This is a genomic window from Pararhodospirillum oryzae (assembly GCF_007992075.1).
Lineage (GTDB): Bacteria > Pseudomonadota > Alphaproteobacteria > Rhodospirillales > Rhodospirillaceae > Pararhodospirillum > Pararhodospirillum oryzae.
Window position 1 is genome coordinate 19049 of record NZ_BJZO01000007.1, and the last position, 16047, is coordinate 35095.

Consider the following 16047-nt stretch of genomic DNA (forward strand, 5'->3'; position numbering starts at 1 on the left):
CATGCGTGGTGGCCCGATTCTTTGCGTCGATGACGATCCCTTGAATCTCGCCTTGCTTCGGCAGACGTTGCAGGAATCCTACGACGTGGTGTTCGCCACCAGCGGCGAAGGCGCCTTGCGCGCCGTGACCCGCCACGCGCCCAGCCTGATCCTGCTCGACGTCCAGATGCCCGATCTCAACGGATACGAGGTCTGCCGGCGCTTGAAGAACAATCCCGTGACCTCGGACATTCCCGTCTTGTTCGTGACCAACATGGCCGACGTGGGCGACGAGGAAGCCGGGTTCGAAGCCGGCGGCGTTGATTACCTGACCAAGCCGGTTTCCCCCCCCATCGTGCGCGCGCGCATCGCCAACCACCTTTCGCTGGTCCGCGTCAACATGCTGGAAAACAGCTACCGCGACGCCGTTTTCATGCTGGGCAAGGCCGGCCACTACAACGACGAGGACACGGGGGTGCACATCTGGCGCATGGCCGCCTACAGCCGGGCCCTGGCGGGGCTGATGGGCTGGTCCGAGGAGCGCTGCGACCTGATCGAAATGGCGGCGCCCATGCACGACACGGGCAAGGTCGGCATTCCCGACGCCATCTTGAAAAAACCCGGCCCCCTGACGCCCGAGGAATGGGAGGTCATGAAAACCCATTCCACCATCGGCCACGACATCCTGGCCGGCAGCGACGCCCCGGTGTTCAAGCTGGCGGCGGAAATCGCCCTCAACCATCATGAGCGCTGGGACGGCCGGGGGTACCCCAACGGCCTGGCTGGCACCGCCATCCCCGAATCCGCGCGCATCGTCGCCGTGGCCGACGTCTTCGACGCCTTGTCGATGCGCCGGCCCTACAAGGCGCCCTGGCCGCTCGCCCAGGTGGTGGCCACCTTGCGCCACGATGCCGGGGCCCATCTGGAAGCCCGTCTGGTCGACGCGTTCCTGGATGGCCTGCCGCGCATTCTCGCGATCAAGACCGAATGGGACGCCCGCGAACACGCCGCCGCCGGTCCCGCGTGGCATGTTCCGTCCCCTCCCGCCGCGACGGCCCCGGCCTGACCAAGTGCTCCGGGTCGGCGGAGCGCTTCCCCGTTTTCACGCCAGCACCTCGCGCACCTTTTCGGCCAGCGCCTTCAAGCTGAACGGCTTGGGCAGGAAATAGGTGTCGGGTTGGCTCACCACGTCGCCCCGGATCACGTCCTCGGAATAGCCCGAAATCAGGATGATGCGCAGGTCCGGCCGTTCGGCGCGCACCCGCTGGGCCAAGGTGGCGCCATCCATGCCGGGCATCACCATGTCGGTGATCAGCAGGTCAATGCGCACCCCGTCGGCCAGCACATCCAAGGCGCCCTCGCCCGTGCGCGCTTCCAGCACCGTGTAGCCCTTGTTGCGCAGGGCCCGGGCCCCGAACACCCGCACGGCGTCCTCGTCCTCGACCAGCAAAATGGTTTCGCGCCCCGACAGGTCGCGGGCTTCCTCGTCTTCGTCGCCGCCGGAGCGGCGGCCGGCCCCGGTCGCGCGGGCGCTGGCGTCGGCCGTGCCCGGGACCGCCCCCGCGTCTCCGGTCGGCAGCGGGGCCGACTCCCGTCCGGCGTCGCGTCGGGGAGGCGCTTCCTCCGCCGGGGCTTCGTGACGAGGCAGGCAGATGGTGAAGGTGGCCCCCTCCCCCAGGGTCGATTCGACGAAAATGTATCCCTCGGTCTGGCGCACGATCCCGTACACCGTTGAAAGCCCCAACCCGGTGCCCGCCCCCGCCGTGCCCTCGGACTTGGTGGTAAAAAAGGGCTCGAACAACCGGCCCAGATGCTCCCGGCTGATCCCCGCGCCGGTGTCGGAAACCTCGATGATCACGTAATCCCCCGGAGGAACCGCCTCGGTGCCGTGATTGACCGGGCTTTCCGCCACTTCGTGCCGGGTGGTGATGGTCAGGGTTCCCCCCTGGGGCATGGCGTCGCGGGCGTTGACCGCCAGGTTGATGATCACCTGATCGAACTGGCCGGGATCGACCCGGATGTAGCCGGGCTCGCGCCCGTGGGCCAGGCGCAGCGTCACCCGCTCGCCCAGCAGGCGGCGCAGCAAATGCGACAGCTCCGATAGCGCATCGGTGACGTTCAGCAGGCGCGGGCGCAGCGGCTGGCGCCGCGAGAACGCCAGCAACTGGCGCACCAGGTTGGCGGCCCGGTTGGCGTTCTGGCGGATTTGCATCAGGTCGGCGAAGCTGGGATCGCCAATGCCGTGGCGCTGCAACAAAAGATCGGAGAATCCGATCATGGCCGTGAGCAGGTTATTGAAATCGTGGGCCACGCCTCCGGCCAGCTGCCCCATGGCCTGCATCTTCTGGGCCTGGGCGAACTGCTGTTCCAGGTTCTTTTGCTCGGTGGTGTCGATCAGATGGGCGACGACCCCGTCCGGCGGATCGCCGGGCCGGCCGGTCATCGCCGACAGGAACATGGCCACCGACGCCTCGCGCTCGCCCCGGATCAGGCGGACATCGGTTTGCGTGCGCCCCACCTGGCCTTGCAGCACGCGGGCAATCTGGGCCGCCAGTTCCGCCCGATCCTCGCGCGAGGCCAGGGCCGCCAGCGGCTGGTCCAGCACCGTGTCGCGCTCGCGCCCGACCATGGCCAGGAACGAGGTGTTGCACTCGGTGATCGCGCCTTCCGGGTCGGTGAGCGCGATCCCCACCGGCGCGTCCTCGAACAGCCACGGCCGGCGGCGGCGGCCTTCTCCCTCGCCCGCGCCCGTTCCCTCGCCTTCCCCCTCGGGCAGGCGCACGACGACCGAGCGCGTCCACAGCTGTCCCGCGTCGTCGTAGGTCGACTGGCGCACCTCGGCATCGAACGGGGGATCGCCCACCGGCAAGAAGCGCAGCCGCCCCGCCCAGGCGCCATCCGGCTCGGGCGGCATGCCGTCGGTCAGGGCGGGCAGGGCCATGCCCACCATCGCTTCCGGATCGCGCCCCAGCCACTGGGCCAACGCCTGGTTCACGTAGCGCAAGCGCCCCTCGGTGTCGGCCGAATACAGGCCGGCCGGCAGGAAAAACAGGAAATCGGCCAGTTCCTCGCGCTCGCGCAACAAAACTTCGTCGATGGCGCGGCGCGCGGTGACATCCCGGGCCGACCACAACCGCGTGCGCCGTTCCGGGCCCGGCGTCACCAGCACCCGCATCCATTCGGGCTCGCCACTCAGCCCGCCGGGATCGATCAAGGGCAGATCCACTTCCTCGCGCAGCCCGGCGCGCGCCGCCTCGGCCAGGCGGTCCAGGGCGTCCTGGGCCATCATGTCGCCGTGCAGCCGTTCTTCCAGCCAGGCGAGCGGGCCGGTCTCGCCCCACAGTGCCAGGGCCTGGGCGTTGGCGTGACGCGGGACGCCGTAGGCATCGGTCAGCAGGCGGGGCCCTTCCTCGGCATCCAGGAGGGCCGCCGCGTCCTCGCCGCTCGCCGCGCGCTGGCGCCACATGGCCAAGGTGCGCGACAACGCCATCAGGGATCCCAACGCCACCGCGCCCGAGGCCGCCGCCGCCCATCCGGCCAGGGCCTGATCGCCCAGGGCCGCCCACAGGCCCGCCGCGATGGCCCCGGCCAGCCCCAGGGCCACGCCCCACAACACGGGTTCGCGTGCCAGGCCCCCCTCGCTCATGGCGCCATCCTGCCGCTCCCGGAAAGACCGCTTTGCTTCAGGCGCATCACGTAGCCGATCACCTCGGCCACCGCCTTGTAGTGCTCGGGAGGAATTTCCCGATCAAGCTCGACGGCGGCGAACAGGGCGCGTGCCAGCGGGGGATTCTCGACGATGGGCACCTCGTTCTCCTCGGCGATCTCGCGAATCTTGTGCGCGATGTGGTCCTGACCCTTGGCCACCAGGACCGGCGCGCTCATGGTTTCAATATCGTATTTCAGCGCCACCGCGAAGTGCGTCGGGTTGGTGATCACCACGCTGGCCGTCGGCACCTTGGCCATCATGCGCTCGCGGGAGCGTTGAAGCCGCAACTGCCGAATACGGCCCTTGACCTGCGGGTCGCCTTCCATGTTCTTGTGCTCGTCCTTGACCTCCTGCTTGGTCATTTTCATGTCTTGATTGAACTGGTACTTTTGATACGTCCAGTCGGCGGCGGCAATCACGGCCACCACGATGCACACCGCCCACAGCAATAAAACCAATAAATCATACAGATCATGCATGGTGACCAGAATATCCTGGTCCATCATGGCTTCCGGCGCGCGCAAATGAGGCGAGAGCAAAACCCACACCAAGGCGGAAACGATCGCCACCTTGAAGATTCCCTTTGCCCCCTCAACCAGGGAACGCAGCGAGAAGAGGCGGGCAAACCCGCTGATCGGATTAATTTTTTTGAAATCTGGCGTTAATTTCTTGGGCGCCCACAGCAAGCCAAACTGCCCCAGTGCCGCCACCAGCGCGAGGACCACGAACAGGAAGCTGGGCACGATCAGATAACGTCCGATCCCCAGCACCAGCCCCACCCCGATCTCCTGCAAGCCATCGATGTCGACGGTCATGGCATGGGGGCGTTCAAGATAGGGGCGGATATTCTGAACCACGCCATCGGCCATCCACGGCGCCAGCGCGGCCACCATGACCAGGGCGCCGCCCAGCATCGCGAAGTTCTTGACCTCGATCGACTGGGGCACGTTCCCGTCCTCGCGCGCCTGGCCCAGGCGACGGCTGGTCGGGTCCTCGGTTTTGGAGTCCTTGTCTTCATCGGCCATGGCGGCGCATCCCGGATTGGAGCGGCGCCGCGACGGTCGCCGCCAGTGGGCGCCTGCCTGATCCGCGCCCCATCCCCTGGCGTCGAGTCGGCCCTAGCGCGAAACCCGAAAAGCAAAAACCTCTTTCCGGAAAAATCGGGCGTCAGAACAAAAAGCAGGAGCACCGCTTTTCCCGGGCAACCTCAAACAAAGGGATCCGGAGTCTGCGCGCGTCAACGTGAAGCGCACAGGCTCTAGGGAATGGCCAGCGGGCGCAAGCCGCGTTCAAGTTCACCCAGAAACGTGGTCAGAATGAGCGGCCCCGCCGTCATCAGCAAGCCCAGACCCGCCATGATCTGAAGCGGCATGGCAATGAACAAAACGTTGAGCTGCGGCATCAGACGGGCGAGAATCCCCAAGGTTGTATTAAACAGAATGCTGTACACAATAAAAGGCGCGGCGATCTGCCAGCCAATCCGGAAAGCCCCGGTCAGCATCTGGGTAAAAAGGCGCAACGTGTCGCCTGTATCGGGGAAGGACCCGGGCAAGAACACCTGATAGCTGCCCACCACGGCCTCGATCATCAAATGATGCAGCCCCATGACCATCAGCAAGACCAGCGCCGCCTGGCTTAGAAAGCCGCTGACGATCGCGCTTTGCTGCGCGTTCACGGGATCGAAGGCCTGCGCCATCATCAAACCGGTGGAAAAGCCGATCACCGTCCCGGCCAGGCTGACCGATACCAGCAGGAACTGCGCCATGAGTCCCAGGAAGGCGCCAATCCCCGCTTCGGCGGCCAGCAGCAGCACCAGGGCCGGAATCGATCCGGGCATGGAAGGCAAGGTGCCCTGCACCGCCGGCAGGCACACGACGCTCAGCGCCACCGCCAGGATCAGGCGGATATTCGCGGAAACGAAAACCGCCGAAAACCCCGGGAACAGCATGAACGCGGTTCCCAGGCGTGTAAAAACCAGCAAAAGATGAAACGCATTCAGGGCAAGAAGAGTCTCAAGCACCGGGAACCCTCCTGGTGCCTTTCGTGTTGCGTTTCGTCCCCACGGGCGGGGTGAAGGCACGACAAACCACGAAGACGCCCTCTTCCGAACAACACGATCACGGCAGCGTGGTGGCGATGTCCATCAGATGGACCATGAACTCGGTCAGCTGACGCACCATCCAGGGCAACGTGATCAGCAAGGTCGCGAACACCACCAGAATCTTGGGCACGAAAACCAGGGTCATTTCCTGGATCTGGGTCAGGGTCTGAAACAAGGCGATGAACAGACCGATCACCATGCCCACCATCAAGGGCGGCCCCGACACGATCAGCATCATCTGAATCGCGTCGCGCGCCAGATCAAGGACCATGGCCTCATCCATGCGGCATTCCCGTCCTTACCGGCCCCGCGCGTCCGGGGCTTGCCTGCTTGCCCTCAGATCGGCATGCGCAAAATGGTTTCGTAGGCGCTCACCACCTTGTCACGAACCGCGATCACCGTTTGCAAGGTGGTTTCGGCGTTGTTGACCGCCATCACCACCTCGCGCAGGTCGGCCTTGCCCTCGATCGCCTGACGGGTCAGGGTCTCGCTTTCCTTGCCCGCCTGGATGGTTGATTGCAGGGCATCGCGCACCAGCCCCGTGAAGCTGGCCCCCTGACCGGGGTTTTCATCCGGCAAGGCAGGCGCGCCGGCGGTGGCCGACTGCGCGAACATGCCGGCGGCGGACTTGTAGGCCGAAACGGCGCTTGCGAAATCAACGGCCATGGAGGCTCTCCCTTCCTTGCCGCGCCAAGGCGCGAAATGCTCCAGGGCATCGTGCGCTGAACCGGACCCGGGCGCGATGCTCTTGATCTTTGTCCGTGTGTTCGACGTCTCCGAAAAGCGGTTCCCCCTTTTCGGGTCTCACTCTAGAATCCGTCCGCTTGACCTTGAAACGGACAGACACGACATCCCTTTGCTTGAGCTTGTCTTTTCGGGAAAAGCGGTGCCCACTTTTCCCTGACAAACTCTAGTGTCTGTCTGTTTCACGTTGAAGCGGACAGACACTACATCCCTTTGTTTGAGTTTGTCTTTTCGGGAAAAGCGGTGCCCACTTTTCCCTGACAAACTCTAGCGAAGCAACTCAATGGTATCGCGGGTCATCTGCCGGGTAATGGTGATGACGTTCAGATTGGCGTCGTAGCTGCGCTGGGCTTCGCGCATGTCCATCATTTCAACCAGGGGATTGACGTTGGGCGTCAGAACATAGCCCTGGTCATCGGCGGCGGGGTGCCCGGGAATGTACTTGCGGTTAAAGGCGCTCATGTCCTCGCGCACGCGGCCGGTCTTGACGACGTCGGCCCCCAGTTCGCGGTCCATGACATTGCGGAAGGTCACCACCCGACGCCGGTAGGGGTCCTCCCCCTTGTGCTCGGCGATGGAATCGGCGTTGGCCAGGTTCTGGGCGATGGTGCGCAGGCGCTCGGCCTGGGCCTTGAGCCCCGAGGTCGCGATCTGGGAGGTCTGCTTGAACTCGTCCATGGCCCCTTCCCTTCCGGTCCTGCCCTTGGGCCCGTGTGCTTCACAAGGAAGAGCGGGCTCTTGATCTCGTCACCGTTGGCGTTCTAGCGCCCGCTGCGCGACGCCAGCTTGATGAGCGTCATGTGCTTGCGCACCAGCTCCAGGGCGGTCTTGTACTGGTTGCGGGTGTCGGACAGGCGCGACATCTGCTCTTCCAGAATGACCTCGTTGCCGTCGGCGGAGCTTTCGTAAGGATAGCGGTCCGTCACTTCGCGGTATGCCCCTGGATCCGGGACTCCGGACTGCTGATGCATGGCGTTGGTCCGCACCATCTGCACCCGGTTCGAGGCGCTCTTGGCGAGGTTGCCGAAATCCAGTTCCTTGAGATCGTGGGAATGGTACCCCGGCGTGTCGGCATTGGCCACGTTCTCGGACAAGATCCGCTGACGCTCCGCCGCCCAGTCCATCCGGGCCCGCGCCATCTGAAAGATCGCAAGTTTGGTCAGATCCATGGGGATGGGGTCCTTCCCTCGGGCCGAAGGCCAGACACCGGACCCACCCCCGGGCGTGCCCGACCTCAACCGCGTGACCCATAGCCACGCCTTTTGACTATCTGGCACAATCCTTAACGAAGCGTAAAGATTAATCTGAACCCGGTGCCGCGCCGCCCTTGTCCGGCCTGAAAGCATTAACGCGTTCTTAACGGAAACACCGGGATACTTTCCCCTCGGGAACGCTCGTGCGTCCCATGAACCTGTCCGTACGCCCGCATCGAAGGGGAGAACGGCGCGGTGAGCGATCACCCCACACGACACGGGACGACGGGCACGAACGCGGGCGAAGACCGCCTTTCCAGCGTCGCCGTGGCCCTGGGCTACGATCCGGCCCTGGGAGACAGCGCGCCCCGGGTTCTGGCCAGCGGCCGGGGCGCCGTGGCCGAGCAGATCCTCGCGCTTGCCTTTGCCAACGGGGTACGGGTGCGCGAGGATGCCGATCTCGCGGAAATCCTGGCTGTTCTTGACCTGGACAGCGAAATTCCCATCGAGGCGTTTGCCGCCGTGGCCGAAATCCTGTCCTACGTCTACCGGGCCAACGGCGCCTGGCCCGAAGGGCTGGAGCCGTCCCCCTTGCCGACGCGAGGAGAAACCCCGTGACCTTTTCGGCCGCCCTCCCCGCCCTTGCCGACGATCTGGAACGCATCGCGTCGGTGATCGCCACCGCCCGGCGCCTGATCGACGAAGCCCGCGCGGTGGATCTGGCCGTGCTGGAAACCAAGATCGGGGCCGTGTGCCACGCCGTCAGCGCGCTGCCGCGCGACGAGGCCCGCTTGTTCCTGCCCACCCTGGAAGCCCTGGTGCTTGACCTGGATTCCCTGGAGGCCGCCTTGCGCGCCCACCCCCCAACCGGCCCAGCGCGCGCGCAAACGGCTGAACGGGCCTACCGGCGCCTGCCCGCCCCGCCCCCGGGCTCCCCCGATTCCTCCCCGCGGCCCCCTTCCAGCAGCCCCTCCCGGGAGCCCTGACCTCCATGGACCTGGATCACTCCGCGCGTTTTTTCCTCGTCTTGATTTTCGTCCTCGGGCTGATCTTTCTGCTCGCCTTCCTGGTCCGGCGGTTTGGCCCCGGCCTCACGGGACGCTGGCGACCGGGGCGCCGGTTGAGCGTGGTCGAGGTCATGGCCGTGGATCCCAAGCGGCGCCTGGTGCTGATCCGCCGCGACGACACCGAACACCTGCTGCTGATCGGCGGAACCACCGACGTGGTGATCGAAACCCTTGGCCCGCGCCTGCCCGAGAGCATTCCGCCCCCCGGCGAGGCGTCCGCGTCCTTTGCCCGGCACCTGGCCGCCGCCGTGCCCGATTCGCCCCTTCCGTCTTCCCCCGTGCGTGAGGCTTCCCCATGACCGCGCCCCACCCGGAGCGTTCGCCTTCCCCTTTTCCGGCCCGTCGGGTGCTGGGCCTGGGCGTGGTGGTGCTGGGCGCCGCCCTGGCCCTTGCCGCCCCCGCCGCCGCCCAGTCCCTGAATCTGGACATGGGCCCCGACGCCGGATCGACGACCGCGCGCGTCGTTCAGCTTGTCGCCCTTCTGACCGTGCTCAGCGTGGCGCCGGGCCTGCTGATCATGATCACCAGCTTCACCCGCGTCGCCGTCGTGCTGTCCATCTTGCGCCAGGCCCTGGGCACCCAGACCACGCCCCCCAACATGGTGCTGGTCAGCCTGGCCATGTTCATCACGTTTTTCATCATGGCCCCCACCTTTGAACAGGCCTGGGACGAGGGCGTGGCCCCCCTGGTCCGCGAGGAAATCACCGAGGAACAGGCGTTCGAGCGCACCCTGGCCCCCTTCCGAACCTTCATGCTGGCCCATACCCGGCCCAAGGATCTGGCTTTGTTCGCGAATTTCCGCAAGGAAAAGCTGGAGACGCCCGAGGAGGTTTCAACGTGGGCCCTGATCCCCTCGTTCATGATCTCGGAGCTGCGGCGGGCCTTTGAAATCGGCTTTCTGATCTACCTGCCCTTTGTCGTCATCGACATGGTGATCGCGTCGGTCCTGATGTCCATGGGCATGATGATGCTGCCCCCCATGATGCTCGCCATGCCCTTCAAGCTGATTTTCTTCGTTCTGGTCGATGGCTGGTATCTGGTGGTGGGCTCGCTGCTGTCGAGCTACGGCGCGCCACCGGGGTAAAATCGCGCCGCCCCGCCCCGCCCGTGGGCACGAAAAAAGGGTCCTCCCGGCCGTCCGGCTTCCTTGGCCGGCAGTCCGGGAGGACCCTTTCGCGCGATCCGCGCCCCAACCGACCCAAAACGGGAGGCGCGCGCTTCCGAAAAAGGGGATTAAGGCGCGTTGCAAGCCTTGTCGATCGTCGACAGCGCCGCCGTCACCCCCATGAGCGAGTAGGTATCGGTGGTCGTCGTGCCCCGGCTTGACGTGCCCTTGACCACCATCGAGTGCCCCGAGCGCATGGCCTGCACGATCTTGCGGTCCGTGTCATCCTGGGCCCAGGCGGTTTCTCCCTCGGTAAACAGCTGGAAGGAATTGCGATCCACCTGAAGCGTGACCTGCGCTCCGGAACGATAGGCATACCCGGCATAGATCGTGACAACGTAATACTGGTTCTGAGCCGGCCGGTGGGTGATCAGGGCAAAAATATCACCCCGTTTTTTGTAATTGCCTTCGTCTTTCTTTGGCTGGGAGGCGATGTAGCAAACCTTCTGGCCATTTTCGGTCATGGTGTAGGCCGTCCAATCCTGGGAAGTTCCCAGGGTGCTGACCTGTTGAGCCTGGGCTGGCGCGGCGAGTCCAAGGGCGATCCCCAGGGCTACCACGCCCAAACCCGGCGCGACTGTCTTGCTTGCCCGCATGACGGTTCCTATTCCCTGTTGTCGAAAGGAGGGGTGGGCCGGAAGGCCCCATGGAACCAGCCAGGACCGGATCCGTCAATGCCTGGATCCCCGACAAGGCCAATCCACCCCGTTTCCGCTAAAGCATTTTCAGCCGAAATGGCACCGTCTCGGCGGTCCGAAAATGCGAAAAATCCAAAAGTTAGAGTGCATTCGCTGATCCGTCTTGATCGGACTGCGCTCTAATCCTTGCCGCGCGCGTCGGCGACCTCGGCCATCGGCGGCGCGCCTTGCCAGCGCGCGAGGCGCTGGGCCTCGGAGGAGCGGAAAAACGCCGTGCCATGGCGATGACCGGCCAGCGGCTCCGTCGGCCCCCCCGAACGCACCGGACGCGGCGCGAACCGCCCCAAGGTGGTGAGCCGGTCGTACATCACCAAGGCGCCCGCCATCCCCAGGTTGATCGAAAAGCGCATGGGGATTTTCACCACGTGATCGCAGCGCGCCAGCATGGCGTCCGACAGCCCCACCCGTTCCGCGCCCAGCACGTAAACGGCGCGCACGGGATGGCGAAAACTGGGGAGATCAATGGCATCGTCGGTCAGTTCGATGCCCACCACCTGGCACCCCGAGGGCACCACCAGATCGGCCACGTCGGGGAAGCGATAAAACGGCAGCGCCGCCAGCGCGTCGGAGGTGTCCACCTTGCCCACCTCCTCCTGCGCGTAACTGGCGCGGATGGTGAACACAAACGCGGCATCAAAAGCGTGCGCCGTGCGAAAGACGTTGCCCAGGTTGTAGGGCTTGCTCACCCCCTCGATGCCGATTCCAAAATATCCGCGCAAACGGCTTTCCACCGTTCTTGTCCTCCCGGTCGTTCGTTGCAGGCCGTGCCGTGGGGAAGGCGCGCCGGGCCATGGTGGCTCCGGCGCGCGTCCTGGTCAGGCGCCGGCGAAAACCCGCTGGAAGATGGTGTCCACATGGCGGGTATGAACCGACAGGTCGAACAAGGGTTCCAGGGCCGCCGGAGGCACCTTGGCCGTGACCTCGGGATCGGCCTTCAAACGCTCCAGCAAGGTGCCCCCCTCGTCCCACACCGCCATGGCATGGCGCTGCACCAGACGATAGGCATCCTCGCGCGACACGCCGGCCTGGGTCAGGGCCAGCAGCACCCGCTGGCTGAACATCAGGCCGCCGGTCATGGCAATGTTGCGCTCGATCGCCTTGGGGTGAACCACCAGATTCGCCATGACCGAGGTCAGGCGGACCAGGGCGAAATCCAAGGTCACGGTGGCATCGGGCCCGATCATGCGCTCGACCGCCGAGTGGCTGATGTCGCGCTCGTGCCACAGGGCCACGTTCTCCAGGGCCGGCAGGGCATAGGCCCGAACCATGCGGGCCAGCCCGGTCAGGTTCTCGCTCAGCACCGGATTGCGCTTGTGGGGCATGGCCGAACTGCCCTTCTGCCCCTTGGCGAACGCCTCCTCGGCCTCGCCCACCTCGGTGCGCTGCAAGTGGCGCACCTCGACCGCCGCCCGCTCCACCGAGCTGGCGATGACCGCCAGGGTCGAGAAGAACGCCGCGTGGCGGTCGCGCGGAATCACCTGGGTGGACAGCGGTTCCACCGACAGCCCCAGTTGATGGGCCACGTGGGCCTCGACCCGGGGATCGATGTTGGCGAACGTGCCCACCGCCCCGGAGATGGCGCAGGTGGCGATATCCTGGCGGGCCGCCTGCAAGCGCGCGCGGGCGCGGTGGAACTCGGCATGGAAGCCCGCGAACTTCAGGCCCAGGGTCACCGGCTCGGCATGAATGCCGTGGCTGCGCCCCATGCACACGGTCATCTTGTGTTCCTGGGCGCGGGCCTTCAGGGCGGCCAGCAGGCCCTCCAGGTCTTCCAGCAGCAGATCGGCGGCCTGGGTCAGCTGAACGGCAAGGCAGGTATCCAGCACGTCCGAGCTGGTCATGCCCTGGTGGATGAAGCGCGCCGGTTCGCCCACGTGCTCCGAAAGCTCGGTGAGGAAGGCGATCACATCGTGGCGCACCTCGGCCTCGATGGCGTCAATCCGGGCGATTCGCTCGGCCGTGTAGGGCTTGTTGCCCTTTTCCCACACCGCGCGGGCGGCGGCCTGGGGGATCACCCCCAGCTCGGCCAGGGCATCGCAGGCGTGCGCCTCGATCTCGAACCAGATGCGAAACCGATTCTCGGGCGCCCAGATGGCCGCCATGCGCTCGCGCGTGTAACGGGGGATCATGCTAACAACCTTTCGGTGCCGTCAGGAAGGAAACGAAGGCAGACCAAACCGGATGTGATCGGCCCAGGCGCGCTCAACCGCCGCCAGTGCCTCGTTGGCCTTCTCCAGGGTCTCGCCATCCAGATCATAGCGGGCAAACCCATCGGCCATGCCGGCTTGCATCGTGCGCAGGGCTTCGCACAGGGCGAGCCCCTTGTCCGTCAGCTGCACGCGCGTGGCCCGCCGATCGTGCTGGCTTCGCTCTTGCGCGATGTAGCCCGCCTCGGTCAACTTCTTGATGTTGTAGGAAACATTGGAGCCGTGATAATATCCACGCTCCTTCAGATCGCGGATCACCAGATCCTCGGATCCGATGTTATGCAGCAGCAAGGCCTGCACCGCGTTGATGTCCTCGACTCCGAGCCGCCGCAATTCGCAACGGATCACGTCGAGAAAATGGCGGTGCAGGCGTTCAATCAGCCGCACCGTTGTTTGATACTGTTCGCGCACGACCCCCGCCGCTCCCGCTTATCCCGAACCAAGGGGCATTGTCCGGGTAATAGCGAAAAAAGGCAAGACTTCTGGCCTGTTGGCGATAACGCGCTTTCCCATGGCTCTCGGAAAAAAACGCCGGACCGAGGCGGTCTCTTTATTGAACGCCCCGCCGGGCGGCGCCGGCCCCCTCCGGGAGGACCCCGGCGCCGGGGGGATCGCGCTAGTCCTTTTTCTCGGACGTCGGCGTTCCGGGCTTATGCTGCGCCGTCAACGCGCGCATTTCATCCATGACCTGGCTCACGCGATTGTTCATCAGGTCGAACACCTCGCCATTCGACTTGGTGGCCATTTCCATCAGCTCGCGCATGTTCGAAATCGCTTTTTCAAAAGCCTCGCGAGCGAGTTCGGTCTGACGCGCCATCTTGTCTTGCGGGGTGTCGGCCTTGGACAGATCACGGGCCGCTTCCGCCGCTTCGTCCATCGCCTGGCGCAGAATTTCAACCTGGCGCTTGAAAATGGCCTGCATGCCATCCAGGGCGGTTTTGTTGACGTGCGTCAACGCCTCGAAGTTCCGGCGCTGGCTGTTCACCAGCGTGTCCACGTCCAGCCCCGGCACCTTGAAATCGGAAAAGTACTTGGCAAAGTCGAAGTCAAAAAACGTCTCGGGTTGCTTAGCCATGACGGCGCTCTCCTGGCGGGCCCGACCCCCGGGTGGGAAACAAGAAGGCCGGGCAAGGGGGGGAATAAGCAATCGCCGCCACCTTAGGAGGCAGCGCCAGGAGTGTCAACGCGGATCTTTGTGCGCCGCAAAATCACCCTGCGCGCGCACCCCCCAGGCCTTGCCTGGATCCCTGTACCGCTGCCCCGGGGGCCGGGACCCCGCGGGAAACCTCAGGAGTCCGTTGGGGAAAGGGGGGCGCCGCCTTTCCCGAAGAGACGCACGCGCGCAAAGGCATCCAGACTCCGCCCGTGTCAGCGCCAAGCGGGCAGCCTGCTAAAGCACCGGCTCGGGCGCCGGGCCGGGATCAACCGGCATGACCGGCGGACGAATCGTGTCTTCTTCCTTGCGCCGGAAGCGACCGCACCGCCCCGAGAAAACCGTGCCGGCCACCCGGTCGGCCTTGTCCAGCGCCTTGTCGAGCGCCGCCATGGTCCGGGCCAGATCCGGCGTGTCGTCGTTCAGGAAAACCCGGGTGGCATAGGCGTACACCAGCCCCAGACCCTTCACGCGCAACAGGCCGGCGGGTCCGCTGCTGCCGACACCGGCGGCTTCCAAGGTCAGGGACATCGAGCGCGACAGCCCCATGGCCACCACGGCGGCCAGCAGGGGATCGCCGCCGAAGGTGGGGAGCAACGCCCGCAGGGCTTCGCGATCGGGGGCGAGGGCATCGAAACGGCGCATCAACAGATCGAACAGGCGATCACGCACGCCGTCGCGGGCGTCCTGGGTCACGCCGCCTTCCAGCATCGCCCGGTCGATGGCTTTCCCCCAGGCGCGCAACATGTGCCCCCGGGTGGGAAAACGGCTGAGCACTTCGGCCAGGGGCACACCCGCATCCTCGGCCACGCCGGCCAGGCTGGCGCGCGTCCAGCCCTGGGCGGCGGCGGCGCGCAGGGCGGCGGCCAGCACGGCGTCGGGGGCGTGGGTTTCGTCGGTGTTCATGGGATCTCTCCCTGTCGGTTATCGTGCAGGGGACCGCGTCCCCCGTCTCCATATGGTTTCGGCACCAGACGGGAGGAAGACTTTTTTCGCGCGCCAGGGAGCCGCGCTCGCGTCTCTCAGTACAAACGCCCGCCGTCGGGAACCCCCTGATCGGGCCCCAGCAACACCGGTTCGCCGTCCGGATCGGGCACCGCCAGCACCAGGCATTCGCTCACCACCGGACCAATGCGCCGGGGCGGAAAGTTGACCACCGCCAGCACCTGGCGCCCCACCAGGGTTTCGGGCGTGTAGTGGCGGGTCAACTGGGCCGAGCTGTGGCGCCGGCCCAGCTCCGGGCCGAAATCAACGGTCAGCCGCCACGCGGGCTTGCGCGCCTCGGGGAAGGGAAACGCCTCGACCACGGTCCCGATTCGGATATCCAGGCGGTGGAAATCGTCGAGTGTCGCGCTCATCGAGCCCCCTTCCCTTCCGGCGAAACGACAGACTCTAGCGCACCAGCGCCCCCGAGGCATACGTCCGGATCGACTGCTCCATGCGGGCGTTGAAATCGCTCATCAATCCCTGGATCAAGGTGAACCAGGCCGCCTCGCGGTCCTGGACACTGGCGTTTTCGGGCACGGTGGCGAAGCGCCACACCCGCGCCGTGGCCTGGGCCATCGTCACCCCGGTGGTCGTGTCGATGACCTGAAGCGTTGCCTCCAGGGAAGCGTCGTAGCGCTCGGCCTGCTCGGTGCGAAACGCCCCTTCCACGCCCTTTTGCACCGCCAGGGATTTCTCGGTCACCGCGCCGTCTTGGATCGACAAGACCACGCTGCGCCCCGCCGTGCCGTCGGCCTGCAAGCGTTCAAACGCCCACTGCCGGGCCGCCCCCATCGGGGACAGCGGCATTTCATGCTCGACGTTGGGCGGGCGCATCGGCGGACGATAATCCTCGCGCACATCCACCTGGGCCGCCTTGAAGACCAGCGGCTGCAGGTGGGTAAAATGAAGGTCGTTGAATCGCTGGGGCGCAGGGGGCGGCGAGCACCCCCCGGCCACGGCCGCCACCAGGGCGGACGCGGACAAGGCCAGAACCTGCCGGCGCGACGCAAACGAGGAAAGAGAGGACATGCCGCTCACCTCAAG

At 65.7% G+C, this 16047-nt stretch carries 20 protein-coding genes; 5 read left to right on the forward strand and 15 right to left on the reverse strand.

Annotated elements, in window-relative coordinates; translation table 11 throughout:
- The first annotated feature begins 1 nt into the window (after position 1).
- Positions 2 to 1045: a response regulator gene (locus ROR02_RS02115; protein WP_147162357.1), complete on the forward strand. Its 1044-nt coding sequence runs from the start codon at positions 2 to 4 to the stop codon at positions 1043 to 1045.
- Positions 1046 to 1081: 36 nt separating this feature from the next.
- Here ROR02_RS02115 and ROR02_RS02120 read toward each other — a convergent pair whose 3' ends face one another.
- From ROR02_RS02120 to flgB, 7 genes are all read right to left on the reverse strand, one after another.
- Positions 1082 to 3625, reverse strand: a complete 2544-nt coding sequence (locus ROR02_RS02120; protein ID WP_147162358.1) for a hybrid sensor histidine kinase/response regulator — start codon at positions 3623 to 3625, stop codon at positions 1082 to 1084.
- On the reverse strand, positions 3622 to 4713 hold the full coding sequence (gene flhB / locus ROR02_RS02125; protein ID WP_147162359.1) for a flagellar biosynthesis protein FlhB: 1092 nt from the start codon (positions 4711 to 4713) through the stop codon (positions 3622 to 3624). Before flhB ends, ROR02_RS02120 begins: the two co-directional genes overlap by 4 nt.
- 233 nt (positions 4714 to 4946) lie before the next feature.
- Positions 4947 to 5708 carry a flagellar biosynthetic protein FliR gene (gene fliR / locus ROR02_RS02130; protein ID WP_147162360.1) on the reverse strand — a complete coding sequence of 254 codons (762 nt, stop codon included), beginning with the start codon at positions 5706 to 5708 and terminating at the stop codon, positions 4947 to 4949.
- A gap of 97 nt (positions 5709 to 5805) precedes the next feature.
- The gene (gene fliQ / locus ROR02_RS02135) at positions 5806 to 6072 is read right to left on the reverse strand and encodes a flagellar biosynthesis protein FliQ (protein ID WP_170244917.1); all 267 of its coding nucleotides are present in this window, start codon (positions 6070 to 6072) and stop codon (positions 5806 to 5808) included.
- A gap of 53 nt (positions 6073 to 6125) precedes the next feature.
- Complete coding sequence (locus ROR02_RS02140; protein ID WP_147162361.1) at positions 6126 to 6455, reverse strand: flagellar hook-basal body complex protein FliE; 330 nt, start codon at positions 6453 to 6455, stop codon at positions 6126 to 6128.
- A gap of 345 nt (positions 6456 to 6800) precedes the next feature.
- Positions 6801 to 7211 (reverse strand): flagellar basal body rod protein FlgC, encoded by a 411-nt coding sequence (gene flgC, locus ROR02_RS02145; protein WP_147162362.1) that lies wholly within the window; start codon positions 7209 to 7211, stop codon positions 6801 to 6803.
- 83 nt (positions 7212 to 7294) lie between these two features.
- Positions 7295 to 7702, reverse strand: coding sequence for a flagellar basal body rod protein FlgB (flgB, locus tag ROR02_RS02150; protein ID WP_147162363.1), 408 nt, complete (start codon positions 7700 to 7702; stop codon positions 7295 to 7297).
- A gap of 351 nt (positions 7703 to 8053) precedes the next feature.
- Here flgB and ROR02_RS02155 point away from each other — a divergent pair, with 351 nt between their 5' ends.
- The 4 genes from ROR02_RS02155 to fliP are packed head-to-tail and all read left to right on the forward strand — an operon-like array spanning position 8054 to position 9877.
- Positions 8054 to 8344, forward strand: coding sequence for an EscU/YscU/HrcU family type III secretion system export apparatus switch protein (locus ROR02_RS02155; protein ID WP_246135359.1), 291 nt, complete (start codon positions 8054 to 8056; stop codon positions 8342 to 8344).
- Entirely contained in the window at positions 8341 to 8712 is a 372-nt protein-coding gene (locus ROR02_RS02160) for a hypothetical protein (RefSeq protein ID WP_147162365.1), read from the forward strand. Before ROR02_RS02155 ends, ROR02_RS02160 begins: the two co-directional genes overlap by 4 nt.
- A gap of 5 nt (positions 8713 to 8717) precedes the next feature.
- On the forward strand, positions 8718 to 9092 hold the full coding sequence (gene fliO, locus ROR02_RS02165) for a flagellar biosynthetic protein FliO (protein WP_147162366.1): 375 nt from the start codon (positions 8718 to 8720) through the stop codon (positions 9090 to 9092).
- Positions 9089 to 9877 (forward strand): flagellar type III secretion system pore protein FliP, encoded by a 789-nt coding sequence (fliP, locus tag ROR02_RS02170; RefSeq protein ID WP_147162367.1) that lies wholly within the window; start codon positions 9089 to 9091, stop codon positions 9875 to 9877. The genes fliO and fliP overlap by 4 nt, the downstream gene beginning before the upstream one ends.
- A gap of 149 nt (positions 9878 to 10026) precedes the next feature.
- On the opposite strand, the gene ROR02_RS02175 is transcribed toward fliP, so the two are convergent.
- From ROR02_RS02175 to ROR02_RS02210, 8 genes are all read right to left on the reverse strand, one after another.
- Positions 10027 to 10554, reverse strand: coding sequence for an invasion associated locus B family protein (locus ROR02_RS02175; protein WP_147162368.1), 528 nt, complete (start codon positions 10552 to 10554; stop codon positions 10027 to 10029).
- 221 nt (positions 10555 to 10775) lie between these two features.
- A complete protein-coding gene (locus ROR02_RS02180) occupies positions 10776 to 11387 on the reverse strand; it encodes an RNA methyltransferase (protein WP_147162369.1) in 612 nt (203 codons plus the stop codon).
- An 84-nt stretch (positions 11388 to 11471) separates the two neighbouring features.
- Positions 11472 to 12785 carry an adenylosuccinate lyase gene (gene purB / locus ROR02_RS02185; protein ID WP_147162370.1) on the reverse strand — a complete coding sequence of 438 codons (1314 nt, stop codon included), beginning with the start codon at positions 12783 to 12785 and terminating at the stop codon, positions 11472 to 11474.
- Positions 12786 to 12806: 21 nt separating this feature from the next.
- Positions 12807 to 13274: a MarR family winged helix-turn-helix transcriptional regulator gene (locus ROR02_RS02190; protein WP_147162371.1), complete on the reverse strand. Its 468-nt coding sequence runs from the start codon at positions 13272 to 13274 to the stop codon at positions 12807 to 12809.
- A gap of 205 nt (positions 13275 to 13479) precedes the next feature.
- Positions 13480 to 13938: a phasin family protein gene (locus ROR02_RS02195; RefSeq protein ID WP_147162372.1), complete on the reverse strand. Its 459-nt coding sequence runs from the start codon at positions 13936 to 13938 to the stop codon at positions 13480 to 13482.
- A 315-nt stretch (positions 13939 to 14253) separates the two neighbouring features.
- On the reverse strand, positions 14254 to 14922 hold the full coding sequence (locus ROR02_RS02200) for a hypothetical protein (RefSeq protein ID WP_246135358.1): 669 nt from the start codon (positions 14920 to 14922) through the stop codon (positions 14254 to 14256).
- Positions 14923 to 15038: 116 nt separating this feature from the next.
- Entirely contained in the window at positions 15039 to 15374 is a 336-nt protein-coding gene (locus ROR02_RS02205) for a tRNA-binding protein (protein ID WP_147162373.1), read from the reverse strand.
- A gap of 34 nt (positions 15375 to 15408) precedes the next feature.
- Entirely contained in the window at positions 15409 to 16032 is a 624-nt protein-coding gene (locus tag ROR02_RS02210; RefSeq protein WP_147162374.1) for a hypothetical protein, read from the reverse strand.
- Positions 16033 to 16047: the final 15 nt, after the last annotated feature.